The 23,217-nt window shown below is 68.8% G+C and carries 25 protein-coding genes; 14 read left to right on the forward strand and 11 right to left on the reverse strand.

The genetic code is table 11. The features are described 5' to 3' along the window. Positions 1-84: 84 nt before the first annotated feature. The 4 genes from BMW35_RS03250 to BMW35_RS03265 are packed head-to-tail and all read right to left on the reverse strand — an operon-like array spanning position 85 to position 2,708. Entirely contained in the window at positions 85-771 is a 687-nt protein-coding gene (locus BMW35_RS03250) for a competence/damage-inducible protein A (protein ID WP_089667966.1), read from the reverse strand. Between the two features lie 34 nt (positions 772-805). Then, complete coding sequence (locus BMW35_RS03255) at positions 806-1,522, reverse strand: DUF5803 family protein (RefSeq protein WP_089667967.1); 717 nt, start codon at positions 1,520-1,522, stop codon at positions 806-808. Continuing rightward, complete coding sequence (locus BMW35_RS03260; protein ID WP_089667968.1) at positions 1,519-2,190, reverse strand: DUF2110 family protein; 672 nt, start codon at positions 2,188-2,190, stop codon at positions 1,519-1,521. The genes BMW35_RS03255 and BMW35_RS03260 overlap by 4 nt, the downstream gene beginning before the upstream one ends. Further along, positions 2,190-2,708, reverse strand: coding sequence for a transcription factor (locus BMW35_RS03265; protein ID WP_089667969.1), 519 nt, complete (start codon positions 2,706-2,708; stop codon positions 2,190-2,192). The genes BMW35_RS03260 and BMW35_RS03265 overlap by 1 nt, the downstream gene beginning before the upstream one ends. A gap of 109 nt (positions 2,709-2,817) precedes the next feature. On the opposite strand from BMW35_RS03265, the gene BMW35_RS03270 reads away from it, so the two are divergent. Next, positions 2,818-3,555, forward strand: coding sequence for a hypothetical protein (locus tag BMW35_RS03270; RefSeq protein ID WP_089667970.1), 738 nt, complete (start codon positions 2,818-2,820; stop codon positions 3,553-3,555). On the opposite strand, the gene BMW35_RS03275 is transcribed toward BMW35_RS03270, so the two are convergent. After that, positions 3,552-4,130 carry a tRNA (cytidine(56)-2'-O)-methyltransferase gene (locus BMW35_RS03275; protein ID WP_089667971.1) on the reverse strand — a complete coding sequence of 193 codons (579 nt, stop codon included), beginning with the start codon at positions 4,128-4,130 and terminating at the stop codon, positions 3,552-3,554. The two genes, BMW35_RS03270 and BMW35_RS03275, sit on opposite strands and share 4 nt — an antisense overlap. Before the next feature lie 166 nt (positions 4,131-4,296). Here BMW35_RS03275 and BMW35_RS03280 point away from each other — a divergent pair, with 166 nt between their 5' ends. Genes BMW35_RS03280 through BMW35_RS03305 form a run of 6 tightly spaced genes read left to right on the forward strand, consistent with a single transcriptional unit; the run spans position 4,297 to position 9,401 of the window. Continuing rightward, the gene (locus BMW35_RS03280) at positions 4,297-5,109 is read left to right on the forward strand and encodes a hypothetical protein (protein ID WP_089667972.1); all 813 of its coding nucleotides are present in this window, start codon (positions 4,297-4,299) and stop codon (positions 5,107-5,109) included. A 33-nt stretch (positions 5,110-5,142) separates the two neighbouring features. Then, complete coding sequence (locus BMW35_RS03285; RefSeq protein ID WP_089667973.1) at positions 5,143-6,321, forward strand: inorganic phosphate transporter; 1,179 nt, start codon at positions 5,143-5,145, stop codon at positions 6,319-6,321. Between the two features lie 37 nt (positions 6,322-6,358). Further along, positions 6,359-6,778 (forward strand): universal stress protein, encoded by a 420-nt coding sequence (locus BMW35_RS03290; protein ID WP_089667974.1) that lies wholly within the window; start codon positions 6,359-6,361, stop codon positions 6,776-6,778. A gap of 60 nt (positions 6,779-6,838) precedes the next feature. Continuing rightward, entirely contained in the window at positions 6,839-7,741 is a 903-nt protein-coding gene (locus tag BMW35_RS03295) for an SDR family NAD(P)-dependent oxidoreductase (RefSeq protein WP_089667975.1), read from the forward strand. Between the two features lie 37 nt (positions 7,742-7,778). Continuing rightward, complete coding sequence (locus BMW35_RS03300; protein ID WP_089667976.1) at positions 7,779-8,720, forward strand: NAD-dependent epimerase/dehydratase family protein; 942 nt, start codon at positions 7,779-7,781, stop codon at positions 8,718-8,720. Between the two features lie 39 nt (positions 8,721-8,759). Then, entirely contained in the window at positions 8,760-9,401 is a 642-nt protein-coding gene (locus BMW35_RS03305) for an RAD55 family ATPase (RefSeq protein WP_089667977.1), read from the forward strand. Here the strand turns inward: BMW35_RS03305 and BMW35_RS03310 are convergent. From BMW35_RS03310 to BMW35_RS03325, 4 genes are all read right to left on the reverse strand, one after another. Next, positions 9,395-9,844 (reverse strand): DUF7522 family protein, encoded by a 450-nt coding sequence (locus BMW35_RS03310; RefSeq protein WP_089667978.1) that lies wholly within the window; start codon positions 9,842-9,844, stop codon positions 9,395-9,397. The two genes, BMW35_RS03305 and BMW35_RS03310, sit on opposite strands and share 7 nt — an antisense overlap. Before the next feature lie 63 nt (positions 9,845-9,907). Beyond that, a complete protein-coding gene (locus tag BMW35_RS03315) occupies positions 9,908-10,216 on the reverse strand; it encodes a PadR family transcriptional regulator (protein WP_089667979.1) in 309 nt (102 codons plus the stop codon). Between the two features lie 75 nt (positions 10,217-10,291). Next, positions 10,292-11,008 (reverse strand): GAF domain-containing protein, encoded by a 717-nt coding sequence (locus BMW35_RS03320; RefSeq protein WP_089667980.1) that lies wholly within the window; start codon positions 11,006-11,008, stop codon positions 10,292-10,294. A gap of 50 nt (positions 11,009-11,058) precedes the next feature. Continuing rightward, positions 11,059-11,613 (reverse strand): class I SAM-dependent methyltransferase, encoded by a 555-nt coding sequence (locus tag BMW35_RS03325; protein ID WP_089667981.1) that lies wholly within the window; start codon positions 11,611-11,613, stop codon positions 11,059-11,061. A gap of 371 nt (positions 11,614-11,984) precedes the next feature. On the opposite strand from BMW35_RS03325, the gene BMW35_RS03330 reads away from it, so the two are divergent. From BMW35_RS03330 to BMW35_RS03345, 4 genes are read left to right on the forward strand one after another with little or no spacing between them, the layout of a single operon-like run. After that, entirely contained in the window at positions 11,985-14,039 is a 2,055-nt protein-coding gene (locus tag BMW35_RS03330) for a PrkA family serine protein kinase (RefSeq protein WP_089667982.1), read from the forward strand. A 53-nt stretch (positions 14,040-14,092) separates the two neighbouring features. After that, a complete protein-coding gene (locus BMW35_RS03335) occupies positions 14,093-16,303 on the forward strand; it encodes a PrkA family serine protein kinase (protein ID WP_089670331.1) in 2,211 nt (736 codons plus the stop codon). Next, a complete protein-coding gene (locus tag BMW35_RS03340) occupies positions 16,294-17,592 on the forward strand; it encodes a YeaH/YhbH family protein (protein WP_089667983.1) in 1,299 nt (432 codons plus the stop codon). The genes BMW35_RS03335 and BMW35_RS03340 overlap by 10 nt, the downstream gene beginning before the upstream one ends. Continuing rightward, entirely contained in the window at positions 17,579-19,561 is a 1,983-nt protein-coding gene (locus BMW35_RS03345; RefSeq protein ID WP_089667984.1) for a SpoVR family protein, read from the forward strand. The genes BMW35_RS03340 and BMW35_RS03345 overlap by 14 nt, the downstream gene beginning before the upstream one ends. Before the next feature lie 114 nt (positions 19,562-19,675). Here BMW35_RS03345 and BMW35_RS03350 read toward each other — a convergent pair whose 3' ends face one another. Further along, complete coding sequence (locus tag BMW35_RS03350) at positions 19,676-20,122, reverse strand: universal stress protein (RefSeq protein WP_089667985.1); 447 nt, start codon at positions 20,120-20,122, stop codon at positions 19,676-19,678. A 92-nt stretch (positions 20,123-20,214) separates the two neighbouring features. Between BMW35_RS03350 and BMW35_RS03355 the strand changes: the two genes are divergently transcribed. From BMW35_RS03355 to BMW35_RS03365, 3 genes are read left to right on the forward strand one after another with little or no spacing between them, the layout of a single operon-like run. Next, complete coding sequence (locus BMW35_RS03355; RefSeq protein WP_089667986.1) at positions 20,215-20,913, forward strand: DICT sensory domain-containing protein; 699 nt, start codon at positions 20,215-20,217, stop codon at positions 20,911-20,913. Positions 20,914-20,960: 47 nt separating this feature from the next. Next, a complete protein-coding gene (locus BMW35_RS03360; RefSeq protein WP_245708124.1) occupies positions 20,961-21,653 on the forward strand; it encodes a DICT sensory domain-containing protein in 693 nt (230 codons plus the stop codon). Between the two features lie 35 nt (positions 21,654-21,688). Beyond that, entirely contained in the window at positions 21,689-22,912 is a 1,224-nt protein-coding gene (locus tag BMW35_RS03365) for a metal-dependent hydrolase family protein (protein ID WP_089667988.1), read from the forward strand. On the opposite strand, the gene BMW35_RS03370 is transcribed toward BMW35_RS03365, so the two are convergent. Continuing rightward, positions 22,903-23,205, reverse strand: coding sequence for a hypothetical protein (locus tag BMW35_RS03370; RefSeq protein WP_089667989.1), 303 nt, complete (start codon positions 23,203-23,205; stop codon positions 22,903-22,905). The genes BMW35_RS03365 and BMW35_RS03370 overlap by 10 nt on opposite strands. Positions 23,206-23,217 lie beyond the last annotated feature (12 nt).

Below are 23,217 nucleotides of genomic sequence, written 5' to 3' on the forward strand. Positions count from 1 at the left end.
GCTGGGTCGTCACGGTTCTCGGCCTCGTACTGACTGTCGGCTGGATGGCGTACCTCTACCGCTGAGCGCCGCAGCGTCGTCGCGTCACTCCTCCTGAACGCGCTCCTCGAACCAGTCCGCGGCAGCCCGCGCCGTCTCGGCGTCCGGGTGCTGTATCTTCACGCGCACCTCCTCGCCCGGATAGCTGCCGACTGTCACGTCGAACTCCGCCCGGAGCTCCGCGACAGCGTCGATGAGTGAACTCTCCGGCGCGTCCACGACCACCTCCTCGACGTGCGTGCCCTCGCCGGCGAACTCCCCGGCGACCGTCTCGAACATCCCCTTCATCTCGTCGGGGACGCCCGGCAGCACGTAGACGTTCTCCACGACCGCGCCCGGTGCCACGCCGGCCGGGTTCTCCAGCAGCCGCGCGTCCTCGGGGAGGTGAGTCGTCCCCTCAGTGAGGTCCTCGGCGGCGTACGTGTCGTGGCGGTCGAAGTACGCGAGCGCCTCCTCGTGCTCGCCCACCTGTCGGTCGAACGCTGCGGCGACGCCGTCCATCGTCATGTCGTCGTGGGTCGGGCCGACGCCGCCGGTGACGAGCACGGCGTCGTAGCGCTCCGAGAGCCGGCTCACTTCCTCGCGGATGGCGTCCACGTCGTCCGGCACGACGACCGTCCGGCCGACGGTGACGCCGCGCTCGCCGAGTCGTTCGCCGAGCCACGCCGCGTTCGTGTTCACCGTGTCGCCGGCGAGCAACTCGTCACCGACCGTCACCAGCGCCACTTGCATGCCCCGCCGTTGGGGCTCCCGGGAGAAAAGCCCCCTACTTCTCGAGGTCGAGGCCGGCGTCCTCGCGTTCGTCCTCCAGCCGCCGGATGCGCAGCCGGTAGTAGACGACGCCGAGGACCGCCACGAGCCCGAGGACGGCCGCAGCGCCGCCGAACAGCAGGAGGTCGCGGTCGAGGTAGTACCGCGTGTCGATACTGCGGGCGTCCACCGACTCCCAGCGCACGTTGACGCGGTTGTCCTCGACGGACTTCTCGAAGCCGCCGGGCTCCACGTACCCGAGAACCGGGAAGGACACGCGCATCCCCGGCGGCAGCACGAGTTCGTGCGAGCCCTCGAAGCCGACCTGCACGGTCGCCTTTCGGCTGCCCGCCGGCGACGTGTACGCGAACGTTCCGTTGTCCTGCGGGAACGTCACGACGGTCCGGGCGTCCTTCGTCGACACGTCGATGTCCTCGCTGTCGACCACGGTGCCGTTCGGGTACCGGAACTGTACGGCGGAAATCGGCAGCGGGTTCCGGCCACCGAAGCCGCCCCTGCGGGTGAACCGCACCTTGCTCTTGTTGTCGACGCCCGCGACGACGGCGTACTGGCCGTCGGTGACGTTCACGTGGACGTCCACGGTCTGGTTCCACTCGTAGGTCGCGTTCTCGGCGAGCCGTTCGTCGGACGGCCCGCCACCGCCGCCAGCGCCGAGACACCCGGCGCTGACCGCGAGCGCGACGACCGCGAGAGCGACCCAGACCTTCCTCATGGAACGACTGCGAGCAGCTCCGACCGGAGGTGCTCGCCGACGGCGGCGAGCAGCCCCGGCGGGTCCGTCGAGTCCTTGCAGACGACGCTCTGCTCGAGGAGACCGAGGCGTTCGACGGTCACGATGTCCTGAGCGTGGCCGGCTCGGTTCACCGTCGCCCGCACCTGGCCGCGGGTCGCGCTGTTCACGTTCAGGCGGCCCGAGCCGCGCGTCCAGTCGTAGAGCCGGTCGCGCTCCGCGTCGGCCAGCGACGACGAGTCGTCGCCGCCGTACTCGAAGGTCATCGGCACGTGCTGCACGAGCCCGAAGCGCTCCCGAATCTGGCTCGGCGACCCCGGCCCGAGGTCGAGTTCGTCCGCGGGGATGCGGACGTCACGGCCCGCGTCCAGCACGAAGCCGTCGTCGTCCCAGGACTCCAAGGTGCCGACGTAGGTCTCGCCCGCCTCGAACTCGGGCGTGATTTCGCCCCACGTCTCCGCGAGGACGTTCCGCGCCGCCACCTCGTCGGGGCCGTCCAGCGTCACCGTCGGGAAGTCGTCGTGTCGGACTCCGAGTTCGACGTCCACGTCGAGGTCGCCGACGTCGTTGTTCACCAGCGACCGCAGGCCGTCGAGCGCACTCTCCCGGGCGTCGCCCGAGACGTACAGCTTCGTCGCGAGAACGACCATCAGGCCTCCACCGCAAGCTCGGACCGGAGGTCCTCGATGCGTTCGTCCATCGCCTCGACGAGGTCCGTGTTCTCCATCGCCTCGACCGCGGAGCCACACTCCGGACACTCGAAGCCGAGGTCCATCGCCTCGCCGAACTCGAAGCGAATCGAGCACACCTCACAGAGGTAGAACTCGTTGTCGAGTTCGTACTGGCGGCGCTCGACGAGCGCCTCCAGCAGTCGGTCCATCTCCTCCCGGAGGTTCCCGGGGACGTTCTCGTACTCGAACGTCCAGAGGTAGGTGAGCCAGCCGGAGTCCTCGTCGCGGACCCGGCGGTAGGTCGCCAGGTCGTTCTCGTAGAGGATGAACAGCGCGCGCCGCACGTCGTTGAGCTCCAGGCCGAGTCGCTCGGCGAGCTCCTCGTCCGTCACCTCGCCGTCGGGCGGGGACACCGCTACCGGCATCCCCTTCGGGCCGACCAGCTCGTGGAGGTACTTCTGCACCACGGGGTCGTCGAGTAGGTCCTCAAAAGCCATTGTTCGAAACGGCGGCCGGCGCGCCATTAAGTCTTGTCACTCCGGGGGCGTTCGCGGTCGCTGCGAGCCCACGAACGGCTTTAGTGGCCGGTTCCCGTTTAGTGTCACTGTGACCGGGTTCCTCGCCGCCGCGTACCGTGACGGCACCCTCCGACGGACGGCGGTTGCCGCCGTCGTCCTCGCCGTTGTGTTCCGTTTCGCGTTCGGAGAGTCCTGGCCGATGACTGTCGCGGTGGTCGTCGCCGCGTCGGGGACGACGCTTGCCACCGACTACGCCGACCACCGCGGGACACCCACTGCCGTCCGCCACCTCGCCTTCGGTGCGGCGTTCGTCGCCGTCGGCGGCTGGTGGTGGGCTCTCGCGGGCGTCGGCTCCGCTCCACCGCCGCTGGCTGTCGTCGCGTTCGTCGCGGGGCCGTGGTTCCTCCTCGACGGCTGGACGGCGCGTCGCGCCGGCCATCCCGACGCGAGTGAGTCGCCGGGAGACGACACAGCCGACGAGCTAGCAGGCCTCGCCGACGGCGGGTTCGCGTCCGAGTTGCGGGCGTTCCGGAGTCTCGGCGAAGTCGGGCGAGCGATAGACGACGGAGCGACCACGCCGGAAGCGATTGCTGCCGAGCTCGACCGGCCCGTGGCGTCCGTCGAGGACGACCTCGACGCGCTGGAGACAGCGGGCGTCGTCGATGCAGTCGGCGACGAACCCACTGACCCAGACAATGCTCACAAGCGACGCTACCGGCGCAGCGACGGCGAGTGGTCGGCGACCGATTCTGTGGTGTCGTGGCCACGGCGCGCGCTCTCGCGTCTGCTGCGACCACTCCGTCTGCTGACCGCGGGCGGCAGCTAATCGCCGCCGTCGGTGGCCCCACTATCAGCGGCGTCCTCGTCCCCGACGTCGACGACGTGCTTCCCGAGTTCCTCGGGGACGACGCGCCGCTCGGCGTTCTCGTAGTCCTGTTCGAGTTCGCGGCCGTCGAACAGTCGGTCGAGGAACACCGCGAGCCCCGCGACCTCGCTGTGGGGCTGGTTTGTCACGCCGACGTTCCAGTCGGCGGCCTCGTACACGTCCCCGGGCACCTTCTCGCCGCCGACGACGACCAGCAGGGGCTCGTTCCGGTGAGCGTCACGCACGTCGCCTTCCACGTCCTGGACGCGCTCGCCGTACATCGTGAGGTGGACGACGACGCCGCCCCAGTTCTCGACGGTCGCGTTCAGTTCCCCGGTGAGTTCCACGTCGAACGGGCCGCCGAACCGGCCGGTGATGTCCCGGACGGTCTCCGCGGACTGGGTGGCGTTGTCCGGGAACAGCACTCGGTCGGCTCCGAGCGCGCGCGCAGTGAGCCCGACGTGGGTCGTCATACGGTCGTCGCGACCCGGCCGGTGGCCGTACCGCAGCACCGCGACTTCGGGTTCGCCTTTCATGGCTTCGAGGTGTCGGTCTGTCGGGGTACGCGTTTCGGATGCCGTCCACCCCATCGGAATCACTATCCCACTCGGGATGGTATCTGGCAACAACATTGTCGCCGAGTACGTCACATCGCCGCTTGCAACGGGTCTCGCACGAGACAGGTGCGGGAGTGGTGGTATCGTGAATCCGAGTCGCGTCGACAGCCTGACCGACCTCGCGTACGGGGTGTTGCTGTTCGCGGCCGTCGGCCTGATTCTGCAGGTCGGCACCCAGACGGGGCTGGCGTTCGGGTTCGGGGTGCTGATCGCGTACGTCCTCCACATCGCGTGGAAGATGGCGCGCTTCGACCCCGAGTGGATGACCCGGGCCGTCGACGAGACGGTCAGTGAGACTGTCGAGGAGACCGTCAACGAGACTGTCGGGGAGACGGTCGAGCAGACAGTCGACGAGACAGTCACCGAAACTGTCGAACAGACCGTGGACGAGACTGTCGGGGAGACGGTCGAGCAGACGGTGAGCGAGACCGTCGAGGAAACCGTCGGTGAGACGGTCGAACAGACAGTCGACGAGACAGTGAGCGAGACCGTCGAGGAATCGGTTAAGGAGTCTGTGGACGAGACGGTGAGCGAGACCGTCGAAGAGACAGTCGACGAGACGGTCGGCGAGACCGTGGAGCAGACTGTGGACGAGACAGTGAGCGAGACCGTCGAGGAGTCCGTCAAGGAGTCTGTCGAGGAGTCCATGAAGGAGTCCGTCGAAGAATCGGTCAAGGAATCTGTCGAGGAGTCCATGAAGGAGTCCGTCGAAGAATCGGTCAAGGAATCTGTCGAGAAGCAGGTCGAGGAGTCCGTCGAGAAGCAGGTCGAGGAGACCGTGAGCGAGACCGTCGAGAAGCAAGTCGAGGAGACTGTCGACGAACGCCTCGCTGAAGCGGAGCACAGCGACGACGAAGACGACGAGGACGACGACGCCAGCAGCGAGGTGGCGTCGTGACCGGACCCGTCACCCGGGCACGGAGGCCCCAGCATGGTTAGCGTCCTCCTCGTCGCTGGACTCGTGGTCGCGGTGTTCGTCGGCTTCAACGTCGGCGGGTCGACGACGGGGCCCGCGTTCGGCCCCGCGGTCGGCGCGGACGCGCTGTCGAAGCCCGCCGCAGCCGGCCTGATGACGGTGTTCTTCTTCATCGGGGCGTGGACGCTCGGCCGGCGAGTCGTCGACACGCTCGGGTCGGACCTCGTCAGCCAGCCCGGCATCTTCACGCTGGAGGCGAGCATCGGCGTGCTGTTCTTCATCGGGCTGGCGCTGTTCGTCGGGAACTACGCGGGTGTGCCGGCCTCCACGTCGATGACGGCCGTCGGCGCAATCGCGGGCCTCGGGCTCGCCCGGGACGCCCTCAACGTCGCCGTGATGGGCGAAATCGCCATCTGGTGGGTGGTCGCGCCGGTCATCGGGTTCTGGGTGTCGCTCATCATCGGCCGGTACTTCTACGCTCGCCTGCACCGCCGGGTCGCGATGGAGCGCAGCGACCCGCCGCTGCTGGAGGTCGACCGCTCCGGCGCGATTCCGGTTCCTCGGGCGGAGGAGACGACGAACCGCCGAGAGCTGTACGGCGTCATCACGGTCATCAGCATCGGCTGCCTGATGGCGTTCTCCTCGGGCACGTCGAACATCGCGAACGCCATCGCGCCGCTGGTCGGCAGCGGCGTCATCGAGATGAACCCCGCCATCCTCATCGGCTGCGCGGCGGTCGGGCTCGGCGCGTTCACCATCGCCCGCCGCACGCTGGAGACGATGGGCAGCGACATCACGGAACTCCCGCTCACGGCGGCCATCGTGGTGGCGTCGGTGAGCGCGACGCTGGTCATCTTCCTGTCGGCAATCGGCATCCCGGCGAGCTTCGTCGTCATCGCGACGGTGAGCATCGTCGGCCTCGGCTGGGGGCGGGCGACCCGGCCCGTCAGCGTACAGGGCGTGATGCAGGGCGACTCGGACGTACAGGTGTCGGTCGGCGGGCTGGCCGCCGACGACGCGGACGAGGAAGTGCCCGCCATCGGCGAGGAGGACGCCGCCGACATCCCGAGTGCGGGCGACCTCTTCGACCCCGGGACGACGGTCCGAGTCATCGCGATGCAGAACCTCGTTCCGCTGGTCGGCACGGTCGGCGCGTACCTCGCGTTCCGCTTCCTCCCCATCTGGGGATTCTGACGCGCTAGTTTATCCCTCGTCAGACAGTACCACGGCCATGGTTCGACGCGTCCTGGTGCCGGTCGACGGTTCGGAGCTCGCGACCCGCGCGCTAGAGTACGCGCTCGACGTCCACGGCGACGACGACATCACGCTCCTGTACGTCGCCGGGGAGGCGTCCCCGATGATGGGGTCCGCGGCGAAACTCGCACTCGAAGACGACCTCGACGAGGCCATCCTCGAGGAAGCCGAGGAAGTGTTCGGTCCCGCCCGCGAACTCGCCGACGAGTGCGGCGTCAGCGCGGACGCCGAAATCGGCCTCGGGAAGCCGGCGAGCGTCATCGTCGAGCACGCCGAGAACCACGACGTGGTCGTGCTCGGCAGCCACAGCAGCAGTCTCCGCGAGCGGCTGCTCGTGGGGAACGTCGCGACGAAGGTCGTGGAGAACGCGCCCGTGCCGGTGACAGTCGTCCGGTAGCCGGCGCTCGGCGGTACCACGGAGCGGGGGTTTGACCACCCCCGAGCCGAAGGCGTACGTATGCGACCGGAAGACGGAGCGAGCGTCCGGCACCGCGACCTCACCGGCCAGACGGTCCTCGTCACGGGTGCGACGGGCGGCGTCGGCCGCGAGGTCGCGCTCTCGCTCGGCCGCCTGGGCGCTGACGTGTTCGTGCACGGCCGCGACCGCGACCGGGGCGAAGCGGTCGCGAATCAGCTCCGCGATCTGGGGGTCGACAGCGAGTTCCTGCGAGCGGACTTCGCCGACCTCGACGCCGCCGCGGACCTCGCAGAGGCCGTCCGCGACCGGACCGACGAACTCGACGTGCTCGTGAACAACGCCGGCGCGCACTTCGACGACGGGTGGCTGACGGACGCCGGCGTCGAGGCGACGCTCCACGTCAACCACCTCGCGCCGTTCGCTCTGACTACCGCGCTTCGGGACCACCTCACTGGCGGCGGACGCGTCGTCACCGTCTCGTCAGAGGTCCACCGGCGCGCCGACCTCGACGTCGACGAACTCGATTCGCTGGCCGACTACGACGGGTTCGCGGCGTACTCGCGGTCGAAGCTCGCGAACGCCCTGTTCATCCGAGCGCTCGCCCGACGCCTCGACGGGCCCGACGCGGTCGCCTGCCACCCGGGGTTCGTGCCGGACAGCGGGCTCTGGCGGAACAGCTCGCTGCCCGTCCGCGCCGTCATGCGCGTCTTCTCGCTGCTGCCCCGGCCGCTGACCTTCGGGAGAGTCGACTCGGCCGCGTCGGCCGCCGTCACCCCGACGTTCCTCGCGGCCGCCGAGACGGTCGAGAGCGGCGCGTACTACCGGGACTGCCGGCCGGTCGACCCCGCAGAGCCGGCCCGCGACGACGGCCTCGCTGCGGACCTCTGGGCGTGGAGCGAGGAGCGTGTCAGTCAGTCGCTGGACCGGCGCGTCGGCCAGTAACCAGAACGCACTTTCGGGCTGGCGTAGACCCCCCGGTATGGAACTCTCGGACAAGCGCGTCGTCGTCACGGGTGCCGCGGGGCTCGTCGGCAGCCACCTCGCGGACGCGCTCGCCGACGACAACGACGTGCTCGCCGTGGACAATCTCTCGAAGGGCAGCCGCGAGGCCGTCCCGGACGGTGTCGAGTTCGCCGAGCGGGACGTCCGTGACGAGGACGACGTTGCCGCGGTCATCACGGAAGACGTCGACGCCGTCTTCCACTTCGCGGCGTACACGGACACGAACTACGGCGACCCGCGACAGCTGTTCGAGGAGAACGGCGCGATGACGTACAACGTCCTCGAACGCATGCGCGAGGTCGGCGTCGACAAACTGGCGTTCACGTCGTCGTCGACGGTGTACGGCGAAGCGCCGATGCCGACGCCCGAGGACTACGCGCCACTCGAACCGATCTCCGTCTACGGTTCGAGCAAACTCGCAGACGAGGGACTCGTCTCGACGTACGCCCACAGCTACGGCATCCAGTCGTGGGTGTACCGGTTCGCGAACATCGTCGGCCCCCGTCAGCGCGGCACTGTCGTCCCGGACTTCATCGAGAAGCTGCTGGACGACCCGGAGACCCTCGAAATCCTCGGAGACGGCCGCCAGGAGAAGTCCTACCTGCACGTCGAGGAGTGCATCGACGCGATGACGCACGTCGTCGAGCACGCCGACGACGACCTGAACATCTACAACCTCGGCACTCGCACGACGACGTCCGTGAACGCCATCGCCGACATCGTCGCCGACGTTCTCGGTCTCGACCCCGAGTACGAGTACACCGGCGGTGACCGCGGCTGGACCGGCGACGTGCCGAAGATGCGGCTCTCCATCGAGAAGCTCGCCGCGCTCGGCTGGGAGCCCTCGCTGTCCAGCGACGAGGCCGTCCGGCGGGCGGCCGAGGGACTCGCCCCGGAGATTCGGGCGGAACGCGAGTAGTAGGCAATCCTTTTTCCGCCGGCCCGCGTACCCCGGGTCGTGACGGAGTACGACGTCGGCGACCAGCTACCGGTCGAGACGGTGCCAGCGGGCACGAATCTCCTGGTAGCGGGGCCGCCACTGACGGGGAAGCGCGGGCTCGCTCGCTCGCTGCTCGCGGAAGGGTGCCGGCAGGGCGAGGGCGCGGCGGTCGTCGGCACCCGGGACTCCGTGAAGTCGCTGCGGCGACAGGCACCCGAAATCTGGGAGGCCGTTCAGGACGGCCGGGGCGGCATCGTCGACTGCGTGACCCGGCAGGGCGGCGAGCACGTCGAGAACGACGACCTGGTGAAGTACGTGCCGTCGCCGGGCGACGTCACCGAGATCGGCATCCGGCTCGGCGGCATCTTCCAGCACCTCCAACGGGAGGGCGTCCGAGCCCGGTTCGCCGTCTCCACCGTGTCCACGATGCTGATGTACGCCGACGTGCGTCGCGTCTACCGGTTCCTGCACGTGTACGCCGGGCACGTCGAACGCCTGGACTGGCTGGGCATCGGCGTCCTCGACAACAGCAACAGGGAGATGTTCGACCGGCTCGCACCGCTGTACGACGCGATGGTGCAGACGCGACGGGGCGACGACGGCACGCAGCTCCGCGTGGTCGGGCTCGGCTCGGGGCGGAGCGAGTGGGTCGACTACTGACTGTCCTCGAACTCGGCAGCGAACTCCTCGGCGACTTCTTCCGCGGTGCCGTCGCTCTCGGCACCGTCGTGGAACCCGTCTTCGAGGAACGCGAGAATCTCTTCGACGAGCGCGCTCGTGTCCGTGATGGAGTCGCGGTCGAAGGAGACGATGACGCCGCTCCAGTCGTCGAGGGGGACCTGGACCGCGACGACGCCGTGGAACCAGCGGACAGTCGCGTCGAGGTGGCCGAACCGCGCGAACTCGGGCTGTTCGAAGCCGTCGTCGAGGCCCTTCAACACGAGGTGTTTCGCGACCTCCTCGTACTCGGCGTCCGTGAACTCCTCGTCGACGCGATTGGATTTGAAGACGACGTCGTAGTCGTCGCCGTCGTAGTGAACGACCGAACGGAGCTCGCCGGCATCCAGCGAGCGGATGTGGGCGGCGAGCGTCTCAGCGGACATACGAGGTTCATCGGCCCCGGGTGCCGTGAATCTTCCGTCCATGCGGTCGAGGCGGACGCTGTCTCAGTCGGCTGTGAGCGTCTGTTCGTCGTCGACGATGTCGGAGAGGTACTGGTCCTCCCAGTCGCGCCGCGACCGGAGCTCGCGGTGGCCGCGGTCCGTCAGGAGGTAGCGGTTGGTCCGCTCGTCGGCCTTCGCCTTCTCCAGAAGCCCCTTCTCGACGAGCGTGTCGAGGTTCGGGTAGAGGCGGCCGTGGTTGATGTCTCCGGTGTAGTAGTCTTCGAGGTCGTCTTTGATGTCGAGGCCGTTGGGTTCGTCGAGGCCGGCCGCGACGACGAGTAGGTCTCGCTGGAATCCAGTGAGGTCGTCCATCAGTCTAGTTATCGTAATTCGACTCAACTATATTAAACGCTCTGGCGGAACGGATAAATAGGCGGCGCGTCCGCGTCAGGCCTCGACGCGGGGCGGCGTGAGGAGGTCGGAGTCCGCGAGTGCTCCGCACGCCCCTGCGATGGCGAGCACGCGCTCCTCCGTGAAGAAGTCGGGTTCGTGGGCCTCGGCGTCGATGATGCCGACGACGTCGCCGCCGGCGAGAACGGGACAGCAGAACTCGCTCTGGACACTGTCGTCGCACTCGTAGTAGGGGCCGTCGTAGTCGTCGACGCTCTCCACGAGCACGGCGTCGCCCGATAGCCCGACGGTGGAGTTGTTCGACCGCTCGGCGAACGACTCCGTGAGCGGGAACTCCGCCCGGGACGGCTCGCCGACGTAGGCCTCCTTGACGAGCACTTCCTCGCCGTCGGGGTTGGTGGCGCGCCGGTAGACCCCGAGCCAGTCCGGGTCGGTCTCCGCAGCGAGCGACTCGACGGTGGACTGGAGCGCGACCAGACGTGCGGTGTTCGGGTGGTCGCGGAGGCGCTCGGGGTCGTACTCGAGGCCGCAGATTGGTGCGAGGTTGTAGGGGTCGTCCGCGAGACCGACGCCGCAGGTGCCGTCCTCGCCGAGTTCGGGGACGGGGTAGACGTACCGGTCTTCGACGGTCTCCAGTGAGACTGTCTCGTGGGGTGGCCGGGCCACCAGCGACGCGCCGCGGCGGGCGGCGTCGCTGGCGGCGTCGGCGTAGTCCGGGAGCCCGATGGCCCGGAGGTACGAGTCGTGGTCCATGTCGTCGCATTCGGACCGACCGCACTTATGGTCGTTCACTCCGGCAGCGTTCAGGCCTCCGCGACGACGAACAGCGTTTCGAGGCGGTCGGCAGCCTCCCGAACGGTGAACCCCGCGTCGGCGAGCAGGGACTCGGCGTCCGCGGCGTCGTAGCGCTCCGCGACGGGCGGCCCGTCCTCGCCGCTGCCGGTCGCCGTCCAGTCGGCGACGACGAGGCGAGCGCCGGGCTCCAGTACGCGGTGGAGTTCGGCGAGCGAGTCGGGCGTGGCGAACTCGTGGAACGTCATCGTGGACGCCGCGCCGTCGAGGGCGTCGGCGGCGAACGGGAGGTCGGCGACGTCCGCGGTGACCTGCGAAACGTTCGCCGGGCGGCCGTACTCGCGGAGCAACTCGTGCATCTCGGCCTGAACGTCGACGGCTTCGACGGTGTCGACGAGCGGTGCGAGCTCCCGCGTGTAGAAACCGGTGCCGCTGCCGAGGTCGGCGATTCGGTCGTCCGGGTTCGGGTCGAGGCCGGCGAGCAACTCCTCCCGGGAGCAGAAGCGGAATCGGTCGGGGTCCTCGAGCTTGGCGGCGCGGTCGGCGTCGAAGGTGTGGAAGCCCATCGGGTCGGCGTTGCGTCGCCGCCGCGAAAAGCGTTGCTCGGTCGTCGCTGCGACCGTGAAGTCGGGACAGCCTACCGGGAGGCGGCGCTCTCGTCGGAGTTTACTTTTGATACACGCGCCTGCAAGGGCGCGACTGGTGGGGCTCCGTGCCGTCTAGTCGACCCGGAAATGTCCGGACGGACTGGCGATTGTCGGTCGAGCGCGTCCGAGCCCGTCGTCTATGTGGTGTGCCAACAGGCGACGAGCTTTTACGCTAGCAATGACCAATGTAATAGTAGTGCCGGTGTACCGCCCGGCGGCCGTCCCCTGTCGCTGACCCCTGACGACCCGGTTGCACGCCCGGGTGTGGCACCGAGACACACACAACCAACATGACGGAAACCCTCGACCGACTGAGCGAGCAGTACGAAGCGTCGGTGCCCTCTGACCTCCGCGACAGCCGGAGCTTCGAGTGGTACCTAGAAACGCTGTACGAGGACCCCAAGGTCGCCCGCAACGCCCACCAGCGGCTCGCGGACATGTTCGACCACTACGGCACCACCACCGAGGACGGGGTCGTCGAGTACGAACTCGCATCCGAGGACCCGCTGGGCGAGGGTGCGAACACCTTCTTCGGACGGGAGGTCCACGAGTCCATCCACGAGTTCGTCAACAAGGTCAAAAGCGGGGCTCGCGGGCTTGGCCCGGAGAAGCGCATCATCCTCCTCCTCGGGCCGGTCGGCTCGGGGAAGTCCGACGTCGACCGGCAGGTCCGGCGGTACTACGAGGACTACACCGCCCGAGACGAGGGCCGGCTGTACACCTTCCGCTGGACGGACCTCTGCTCGGTCATCGACGACCAGGACCCCAACGACGACACCGTCGTCTCCCCGATGCACCAGGACCCGCTGGTGTTGCTGCCGCAGGAACAGCGCCAGCAGGTCATCGACGACCTGAACGAGGAGCTCGACGCCCCCTACTCGCTGCGCAACGAGCAGGCCCTCGACCCCGAGAGCGAGTTCTACATGGACGAGCTACTCGCGCACTACGACGACGACCTGCAGGCCGTCCTCGAGAACCACGTCGAGGTGACCCGCCTCGTCGCGAGCGAGAACCGCAGAGACTGCATCGAGACGTTCGAGCCCAAGGACAAGAAGAACCAGGACGAGACCGAGCTCACCGGGGACGTCAACTACTCGAAGCTCGCCGTCTACGGCGAGAGCGACCCGCGGGCGTTCGACTACGCGGGTGCGTTCTGCAACGCCAACCGCGGCATCTTCTCCGGCGAGGAGCTACTCAAGCTCCAGCGGGAGTTCCTCTACGACTTCCTGCACGCCACCCAGGAGCAGACCATCAAGCCGAAGAACAACCCCCGAATCGACATCGACCAGGTCATCCTCGGGCGCACGAACATGCCCGAGTACCGGGACAAGCGCGCCGACGAGAAGATGGAGGCGTTCAACGACCGCACGAAGCGCGTCGACTTCCCGTACGTCCTGGAGTACGAGCAGGAGGCCAACATCTACGACAAGCTCCTGTCGAACGCGGACGTGCCGGATGTCCACGTCGAACCGCACACGCTCGACATGGCGGGGCTGTTCGGCGTGCTGACCCGCGTCCGGGAGCCGGACACCGACAACATCGGGCTGCTGGAGAAGGCGAAGGCGTACAACGGCGAGCTGGACGACGTCGAAGACGTCGACCCGGAGAAGCTCCGAGAGGAGGCCGAGGACGCCGGCGACCGCGAAGGCATGGCCGGCGTGAGTCCGCGGTTCGTCGGCGACGAAATCGCGGCCGCCATCATGGAGTCGATGGACCGCGAGCGCGGGTTCCTGTCGCCGCTGACGGTGTTCAACCGCCTCGAGGACAACCTCCCCCAGCACGGCTCCATCCCCGAGGAGAAGGTCGAGGACTACCAGCGCGTCCTCGAACTCGTCCGCGAGGAGTACAAGGAGCGCGCCATCGAGGATGTCCGGCACGCGCTCGCCTACGACTTAGACGAAATCCAGCGGCAGGGCGAGAAGTACATGGACCACGTGATGGCGTACATCGACGACGACACCGTCGCCGACGAGCTCACGGGCCGCGAGCAGGACCCGGACGAGACGTTCCTGCGCGCCGTCGAGGAGCAGCTCGGCGTCCCCCGCGACCGCAAAGACGACTTCCGGCAGGAGGTCTCGAACTGGGTGAGCCGGCGCGCCCGCGAGGGCGAGCCCTTCGACCCCCAGGACAACGACCGCCTGCGGCGCGCGCTGGAGCGCAAGCTCTGGGAGGACAAGAAGCACAACATCAACTTCTCGGCACTGGTGTCGAACGCCGACGTCGACGAGGAACAGGACAACGAGTGGGTGGCGGCGCTCGTGGACCGCGGGTACAGCGAGGACGGCGCTCGCGAGGTCCTGGAGTTCGCCGGTGCCGAGGTGGCGAAAGCGGAACTGGAGTCGTGACCGACTACGTCGCGCGGGCGGACCGCACGCTGCGGGACGCCTACGACGAGCCGATGAGCCTCGCGGAGTACGTCGACCGCGCGTTCGAGGAGCCGCTGGCGGCCGCCCACGCCAGCCGCTACCTGCTCGCTGCCGTCGAGAGCGAGGGGACCCGGACAGTCGTGGAGAACGGCGAGGAACTGGAGCGGTACCGGTTCTTCGACGACCCGCACAACGACGGCGAGCACGCCGTCCTCGGGAACACCGCGACCCTGAACGCGTTCGTGGACGACCTGCGGGCCATCGCGGCGGGCCGGGGGAAGGCCGAGACCATCCTCTGGTTCGCCGGCCCCACCGCCACCGGGAAGTCCGAGCTGAAACGGTGCCTCGTCAACGGCCTCCGTGAGTTCTCGAAGACTCCGGAGGGCCGCCGGTACACCGTGGAGTGGAACATCTCGGACGCCGAAGCGTCCCCGGGACTCACGTACGGCGAGGAGCCCGTCGACCGGGAGGAGGACTGGTACGAGAGCCCCGTGCAGGCGGCACCGCTGTCCGTGTTCCCCGCGGAAGTCCGGAAGGAACTGCTCGCGGACCTGAACGAACACCGGGGCGAGACCGACGAACTCCGGGCCGACGCGGACCTGCCGCCGTTCTCGCGGGAGGCCTACGACTACCTCGAAGAGCAGTACCGCCGCGAGGGCGTCGAGGACCTGTTCGCCGCGGTCACGGACCCGAGCCACCTGCGCGTGAAGAACTACGTCGTCGACCGCGGGCAGGGTGTCGGCGTGTTGCACTCGGAGGACGCCGGCAGCCCGAAGGAACGGCTCGTCGGCTCCTGGGTCGCGGGTCTGCTGGGCAAGCTCGACTCGAAGGGTCGGAAGAACCCCCAGGCGTTCAGTTACGACGGCGTGCTCTCACAAGGCAACGGCTGTCTGACCGTCGTGGAGGACGCCAGCCAGCACGCCGACCTGCTCCAGAAGCTGCTGAACGTCCCCGACGAGCGCCGCGTCAAACTCGACAAGGGCATCGGGATGGACCTCGACACCCAGCTGGTCGTCATCTCGAACCTCGACCTGGAGGCCCAGTTGAACAAGCACGACGACCGGCAGGGGTTCGACCCCCTGAAGGCGCTCAAGCGTCGGCTCTCCAAACACGAGTTCGGCTACCTCACTTCGGTCAGCCTCGAAGCGCAGCTCCTCCGGCGCGAGCTCACGGGCGACTCCGAAGTGTGGACGACGACGGACCCGGACGTGCTCGCGGAGCGCGTGCGCGAGCCGGTGACCGTCTCGGTGCGTGACGAGGACGGGCCGACCGACCGCGAACTCGCACCGCACGCCATCGAGGCGGCCGCGATGTACAGCGTCGTGACGCGCCTCGACGCCGAGGACCGCCCGGAGGACCTCACACTCGTGGAGAAGGCGCTGGTGTTCGACCGGGGGTTCGTCGGGCGCGGTGAGGACCGCCGCGAGGCCGACGAGTTCGACTTCGACGGCGACGACGACGGCGGGAACGGCATCCCCGTGACGTACACGCGGGACGTGCTCGCGGACCTCCTGCACGCCGACGCCGACCGCTCGCACCCCGAACTGGCCGTCGAGCGCGTCGTCACGCCAGACGACGTCCTCGACGAACTGGTCGCGGGGCTCGCCGACGCGCCCGTGTTCTCGGAGGCCGAACGCGGCGAGTTCGAGCAGCGCCTGCGCGCCGTCACGGCTCACGTCCACGACCGTCAGGAGGTCGATGTCCTCGAAGCCATCCTCTCGGAGGAGGGAGCCAGCGAGAGTGAGGTCGAGGAGTACGTCGATCACGTCCACGCGTGGGCGACCGACGACACTGTCGAGAACGCCCGCGGCGAGCAGGAGGAGCCGGACGCGCTCGCGATGAAGGTCTTCGAGACGGAGACGCTGGGCCGCTTCGACGACGGCGACTACCTCGGGAACGACCCCGGCGAGGCCGTCCGCGAGTTCCGCGAGGACACCGTGATGACCTCGGTCACCCGCCACGCGTGGGAGCACCGCGACGACGAGTTCCACGCCCACGACGTCGACCTCTCGACGGTGCCCGTGCTGCGGGACGTGCTCGCGGGCAACGACTGGGACGACGTCCGGCGCGTCCACCCGGACTTCGACCCCGCGCAGTGGCCGGACCCCCCGGAGGGCACGGAGACGGCCGCGGTGAAGGACCGAACCATCGAGTACCTCGTCGAGGAGCGCGACTACTCGCCGGCGAGCGCCGAACTGGCGTCCCGGACGGTGGTCGCGGAGGTGGCCGACGGATGGGACTGAGAGAAGACCTCGAACGCTTCCGGGAGGTCGGCGAGGAGCGCCGGCAGGACCTCGCGGAGTTCATCCAGTACGGCGACCTCGGCGGCAGCGGCCCGGACTCGGTCCGCGTCCCCATCAAGCTCGTCGACCTCCCCGAGTTCCAGTACGACAAACTCGACCGGGGCGGCGTCGGGCAGGGCGACGCCGAGCCCGGCGACCAGGTCGGCGAACCCGAGGACGGCGACGGAGACGGGGACGAAGCGGGGGACGAGTCCGGCGACCACGAGTACTACGAGATGGACCCCGAGGAGTTCGCCCAGGAACTCGACGACCGCCTCGGCCTCGACCTCGACCCGAAGGGCAAGAAGGTCGTCGAGGAGACGGAGGGCGCGTTCAACGACACCGCCCGCCGCGGCCCCCGCGGGACGCTGGACTTCGCGCACCTCTACAAGCAGGGCCTGAAGCGCAAGATCGCGATGGACTTCGACGAGGACTACGTCGCCGAGGCGCTCCGCGTCCGAGACTGGGGCGTCGACGAGGTGTTCGAGTGGGCGCGCGAGCAGAACGTGCCGGTCTCGCGCGCCTGGCTGGCGGAGCGCGAACGGAGCGTCGACGACCCCGACCACTGGGCGTCCATCGAGGAGATGGAGGCCGAACTCGACGCCGAACCGACGCAGGCGCGCATCCGCCGCGGCGGTGCCGGGAAGGTGCCGCTGCGCCGCGAGGACGAGCGCTTCCGGCACCCGAAGATGGTGGAGCGCCGCGAGCGCAACGTCGTCGTCGTGAACATCCGGGACGTCTCCGGGTCGATGCGGGAAGCCAAGCGCGAGCTCGTCGAACGCACGTTCACCCCGCTGGACTGGTATCTCACGGGGAAGTACGACAACGCCGAGTTCGTCTACATCGCTCACGACGCCGACGCCTGGGAGGTCGAACGCAGCGAGTTCTTCGGCATCCGGTCCGGCGGCGGCACCCGCATCTCGACGGCCTACGACCTCGCCGAGGAGGTCCTCGACGACTACCCGTTCTCGGAGTGGAACCGGTACGTGTTCGCGGCCGGCGACGGCGAGAACAGCCACGACGACACGGAGGAGAACGTCATCCCCCTGATGCGGGACATCGACGCGAACCTCCACGCGTACGTCGAGACACAGCCCACCGACGGCGTCCAGACGGGCACCCACGCGGGGAAGCTCCGGGACGCCTTCGGCGAGGGCGACGGCGTCGCCGTCACCACGGTCACGGAGCCCGGGGACGTGATGGACGCCATCGAGACCATCCTGAGCACCGAGGACAATGACGAGACCTGAACCAGAGAAGCGGGAGACGGCCACCGAACTCGCCGAGCCCGCCCGGGAGGCGAACGCGCTCGCCCGGAAGCTCGGCCTCGACCCCTACGACGTCCAGTACTGGGTCGTGGACCACGATGAGATGAACGAACTCATCGCGTACGACGGCTTCCAGACCCGGTACCCGCACTGGCGGTGGGGGATGAAGTACGAGCAGCAACGCAAGCAGACGCAGTTCCTCGGCGGCAAGGCGTTCGAAATCGTGAACAACGACGACCCCTCGAACGCCTTCCTGCAGGTGAGCAACGACCTCGCCGACCAGAAGGCCGTCATCACGCACGTCGAGGCGCACGCGGACTTCTTCAACAACAACCGCTGGTTCGGGCTGTTCGCGGACGGCGACGGCCCGAACGCGGCGGCGATGCTGGAGCGACACGCGACCCGCGTCGAGGACTTCCTCGAAGACCCCGACATCGGCCGGGAGGCGGTCGAGCGGTTCGTCGACACCGTGCTCACCATCGAGGACAACATCGAGTACCGGCGGGCGTTCGAGCGCGACCCCGAGGGCAGCGACCCGGACGCGCTCGCGGACACGCTGGCGTCGCTCGGCGTCAGCGACGAGGTCCGCGACGAGGTGTTCACGGAGGACTGGCTGGAGGGCGTCGACGAGGTCGACGGCGATATCCGGTTCCCCGAGGAGCCCGAGTACGATCTCCTGGCGTTCCTCCGCGAGCACGGCCGGACGTTCGACGAGGACGCCGAGAAGGCCGTCGAGTTCGAGGACTGGCAGCGCGAACTCGTGGAGATGCTGCGGCGGGAGGCGTACTACTTCGCGCCCCAGCGCACGACGAAAGTGATGAACGAGGGCTGGGCGGCGTACTGGGAGTCGATGATGATGGGCGAGGAGGCGTTCGCGGACGCCGAGGAGTTCCTCGACTACGCCGACCACCAGGCCCGCGTCCTGAACAGCCCGGGGTTCAACCCCTACAAGCTCGGGAAGGAGCTCTGGGAGTACGTGGAGAACCGCGCGAACCGCCGGGAGGTCCTCGAACGGCTGCTGCGCGTGGAGGGCGTGACGTGGCGGAACTTCCACGACACAGTCGACTTCGAGGCGGTGGCGGACGCGCTGGAGCCGCCCGCGGCGCTCGCGGCAGTCGACCCCGACGACCTAGACGCAGTCGAGTCGCTGCCCGGCGAGTACGTCGACTTCGGCGCGCTGGCGGCCGCTCGCGAGCGCGAGCTGGACGTCGAGCGCTCCCCCTGGAAGCTGTTCACCTACGAGGGGCTGGCGAGACGGCACTACTCGCTCGCGAAACCACAGTACCGCGGGTTCCTGGGGCGCGTGACCCGGGACGAACTGGAGTCCGTGAGCCGCTACCTCTTCGAGACCGAGCGGTACGCGACCGTCGAGGACGCGCTCGCGGAGGTGGACTTCGCGGCGGGCTGGGACCGCATGTACGCGGTCCGGGAGAGCCACAACGACGTGACGTTCGTCGACGAGTTCCTCACACAGGAGTTCGTCGACGCCAATGACTACTTCGCCTACGAGTTCAGCCAGACCCGCGGCGACTTCCGGGCGACAAGCACGGCCGCCGAGGACGTGAAACGCAAGCTACTGCTCCGGTTCACGAACCTCGGGAAGCCGACCATCGCGGTGTACGACGCGAACCACGAGAACCGGGGGGAGCTGTTGCTCGGCCACGAGTACAACGGCGTGATGCTCGACCTCGACCAGGCGGAGGCGACGCTCGAACGCGTCTTCGAGCTGTGGGGGCGGCCCGTCGTGTTGCACACGGTTACCAAGCGCGTGACGGACGCCGAGCGGAAGCGCGCGCGCCGCAACGACCGCGAGCCCGAGCCGGAAGAAGTCGGACTGAAGCTCCGGTACGACGGCGAGGAAGTCGAGCACTCGGAACTCGACTGGGGAGAGGTCGACCACCTCGCCGCGGACGACCTCGACTACGATACGAAGCCCGAGGAGTGGCTGTGAGCCGGCGGGCGACGCGGCGACACCTGAACCGGCCGTCGCGCTGTCGCTGACGGTCCGGGCGGTTCGTCAGGTCACAGCGAGAGTTGCTCCCTGTGTCTCGAACGTCGGGAAGAATCAGGTCGTGACGACGGTGACCGCGCCGTCGAACTCGAGGATGATGCGCTGGGTGACGTCCCCGAAGATGGCTTTCCCGGTGGGAGAGCGTTTGCGGCCCGCGAGGAAGATGTGGTCGGCGTCGGTGCTGTCGGCGAACTGGAGAATCTCGTCGCCCTTCTCGCCGACCCGGCCGGCGGCCTCCGGCTCGATGTCGACATCGCCGAGGACGTCCCGCCCGATGTCCTTCGCGAACGTCCGGGCACCGTCCTGGGCTTCGTCGATGGTGTAGTTGACGTTCAGGTCGGGGATGCTCGCCATCGACTCGCGGCGGTCGCTGTACTCGTCTTCGGTTGTGACGTGCAGCAAGACGAGTTCCGCATCCACACCGGCTGCGAGTTCACCCGCCTCTCGGACCAGCTCTTTCGCGGAGTCGCTGGCCTCGACGACTGCAATCGCTCGTTCCATACCCGGGACGGCGGAACCCACGACAATAAAAGGTGGTGCGCCAGTCGTAGACATGAACAACGCATTTGTAGGGGTAGGGAGAAGTGCCGTCGATGAGTCTCCGGCGTCTGATTGCAGAGGTTCGGGGGCGGGAGAAGACCCTCACCGTCTACGCCCCGGCCGAAGCGGACGTGGTGGACGCGGTCCGGGAGTACTTCGCGTCCCAGCACGTCACCGTCCGGCACGAGCGGACGGACAGCGGCCCGCGAGCCGTGCTCTCGGACGACGGCGAAGAGCTGGCGTCGGTCGATGCCGACGCGCTCCGCAAGCTGACTTCCCGGGACCTCCACGAGGTCGGGGAGGCAGCACCGTACAGCCCGCTGCTCGCGTGCCTCGACCGGACGACGTTCACGTCCTACGACCGCCGCCAGATGACACAGGCGTCCCGCGAGATAGAGGACCGCGCGTGGCGGGCGAATCAGGGCGAACTCCACACGGGGTTCCAGGCGCTCTCGAACGTCGTGACCGAGCGAGAGACCTACGAGCAGTTGGCGACCAGTGGGCTGGACGTCAACGTCTACGGGGTGCCGGACGAGGACCTGGGAGCGACGCCGTTCTCGGTGTTCGGTATCGACACCGAGGAGGTGGCAAAGACCTGGTTCGTGGTGTTCGACGGCGGCGGGAACCGCGAGCAGTCCTCGGCGCTGCTCGCCGAGGAGCGCGGCGAGGGATTCTACGGCCTCTGGACGTACGAGCCGGACCTCGTCGAGCGCGCGCTCGGCGTGCTGGGCGAGTTCCGTGAGCGGGCGTGATGGCCGGCTTCCGAAGCTATTTCCGTGACGCTGGGAGAGATTTCGACGTGACGGGGTTTCGGGAGGTGGTCGCGGACATCGGGGGGCGGAATCGGGTTCTCACCGTCTACGCCGAGGGCGCACGCGAACTGGTTGCGGCCGCTCGGTCGTACTTCGCGTCCCAGAGCGTGACAGTCGCGGAGGAGTCGACCGGCGACGAGCGGGTCGTGCTGTCCGATCCGGACGGGACAGAGCTCGTGACCGTCGGTCTCGACGCGCTCAGAGACCTGACGCGGGGGTTCGAACGCGGCGTCGGCGACGGCGCGTCGTACACCGAACTGCTCTCGCACCTCGACCAGACGACGTTCGTGTCCTACGACCGCCGCCAGATGCTTCAGGCGACCCGGGAGGTCGAGGACCGCGCGTGGCGGCTGGGGGACGGCAGCCTGTACGCCGGATTCCAGCGGCTGTCGAAGCTCCGCGACCAGCGTCGGGTGTACGAGCGGCTGGCGGGCACCGACCTCGACGTTCACGTGTACGGGCAGCGTGACGCGGCGGTGTCCCTGCCGTCGTCGCTGACGGTTCACGAGCGAGAGTCGGCGGCGTTCCTCGATACCTGGTTCGTGCTGTTCGACGCCGACGAGGCGGGCGAGTCGGCGATGCTGCTGGCGGTCGAGGAGTCGGACGGATTCGAGGGGTTCTGGACGTTCGACGACGATCTGGTGGCGGACGGATTGGCGGCGCTGCGGGCGGAGACGTAACCAACGCTTTTCTTGCGGGCCCCCGACCCGCCGGTATGCGAGTGTTCGACACGGGACGGCTGGTAGACGGGCGACGCGACGACGCCGTCGAGGACGCGCGGCTGGTGGTCGACGACGGCGAAGTCGTCGACGCGGGGCCACGCGAGCACGTCGACGCGCCCGCGGACGCAGACAGGGAATCGCTCCCGGACGCGACCATCGTCCCGGGGTTCGTGGACGCGCACGTCCACTTGCAGGGTGCCCGCTCGATGAACATCGAGGACTGGCTGGCGACGCCGGACTCGGAGGCCGCGGCGCGCGCGACCACAGACCTCCGGCGGCTGGTCGACGCCGGGTTCACGAGCGCCCGCGACCTCGGGAGCTCCGTCGGCCTGGGGCTGCGCGCCGCCGTCCGGGACGGCGAGGTGCCGGGGCCGCGGGTGTTCACGAGCGGGCGAGCAATCTCCCAGACCGCGGGCCACGGCGACGTACACGGCGTCCCCCACGAGCGCGTGGCCGACGGCACGCCGCTGTCGACGCTGGCCGACGGGCCGGCTGAGTGCCGGAAGGAAGCCCGGAAGCGCCTCCGCGAAGGGGTCGACTGCCTGAAAGTCATGACGACGGGCGGCGTGCTCAGCCAGCGCGACACCCCGGACGTCCGCCAGTTCACGGACGACGAGATTGCGGCGATGACACAGGAGGCCGAGCGCGTCGGCGTGCAGGTCGCCTCGCACGCGCAGGGTGCCGACGGCATCGTGGCCGCGCTCCGGAACGGCGTCGACACCATCGAGCACGGGTTCCACCTCGACGACCGGGGCCTCGACCTGCTGGCCGAGCGAGACGCGACGTTCGTGCCGACGCTCGCAATCATGCACCGCATCACCGAGCGCGGCGACGACTACGGCGTCCCCGAGTGGGGGCTGGAGAAGTCGCGAGCGGCCCGCGAGTCGCACCTCGACGCCGTCGAGCGAGCCTACGAGGCCGGCGTCCCCGTCGCGGCCGGCACGGACTTCATGGGGCCCGAACTGGTTCCCCACGGGGAGAACGCCCTGGAGATGGAGCTGTTCGTCGACGAGATCGGGATGACCGAGATGGAGGCCATTCAGGCGGGAACGCGCGTGTCGGCGCGCACGCTCCCGCGAGACGACGTGGGGACCCTGGAAGCGGACCAGCGCGCGGACTTCGCCGTGCTGTCTGGGGACCCGCTGGCGGACATCTCCGCGGTGCGGGACGTCGAGGCCACGTACGTGGACGGCGAGCGCGTCGACGGCTACTCGTAGGCGCGAGTGCGCCACGCCGTCGCAATCGCGATGCAGAGCACGACCACGCCGTAGGTCGCGACGACCACGACGGAGTTCCGGCCGGCCGCCTGCACGGCGGCGAACGCGAGCGTCGCGACGCCGAAGGCAGTCAGCGAGAGCGCGAGCACGACCGCGAGCGCCGCCGGGTCGGTCGCTGCCTCGGCGTCGTACAGGGGCAGCACCTCGACCGAGCCGGCGCTGTACAGCACCCACCCGCCGGTGAACAGCGCCGCCGCGAGCGCGAGGTAGGGCGCGGCCGCGACCAGTTCCATACAGAGTCCTGC

Origin of the sequence: Halobacterium jilantaiense, assembly GCF_900110535.1 — an archaeon.
Classification (GTDB): domain Archaea; phylum Halobacteriota; class Halobacteria; order Halobacteriales; family Halobacteriaceae; genus Halobacterium; species Halobacterium jilantaiense.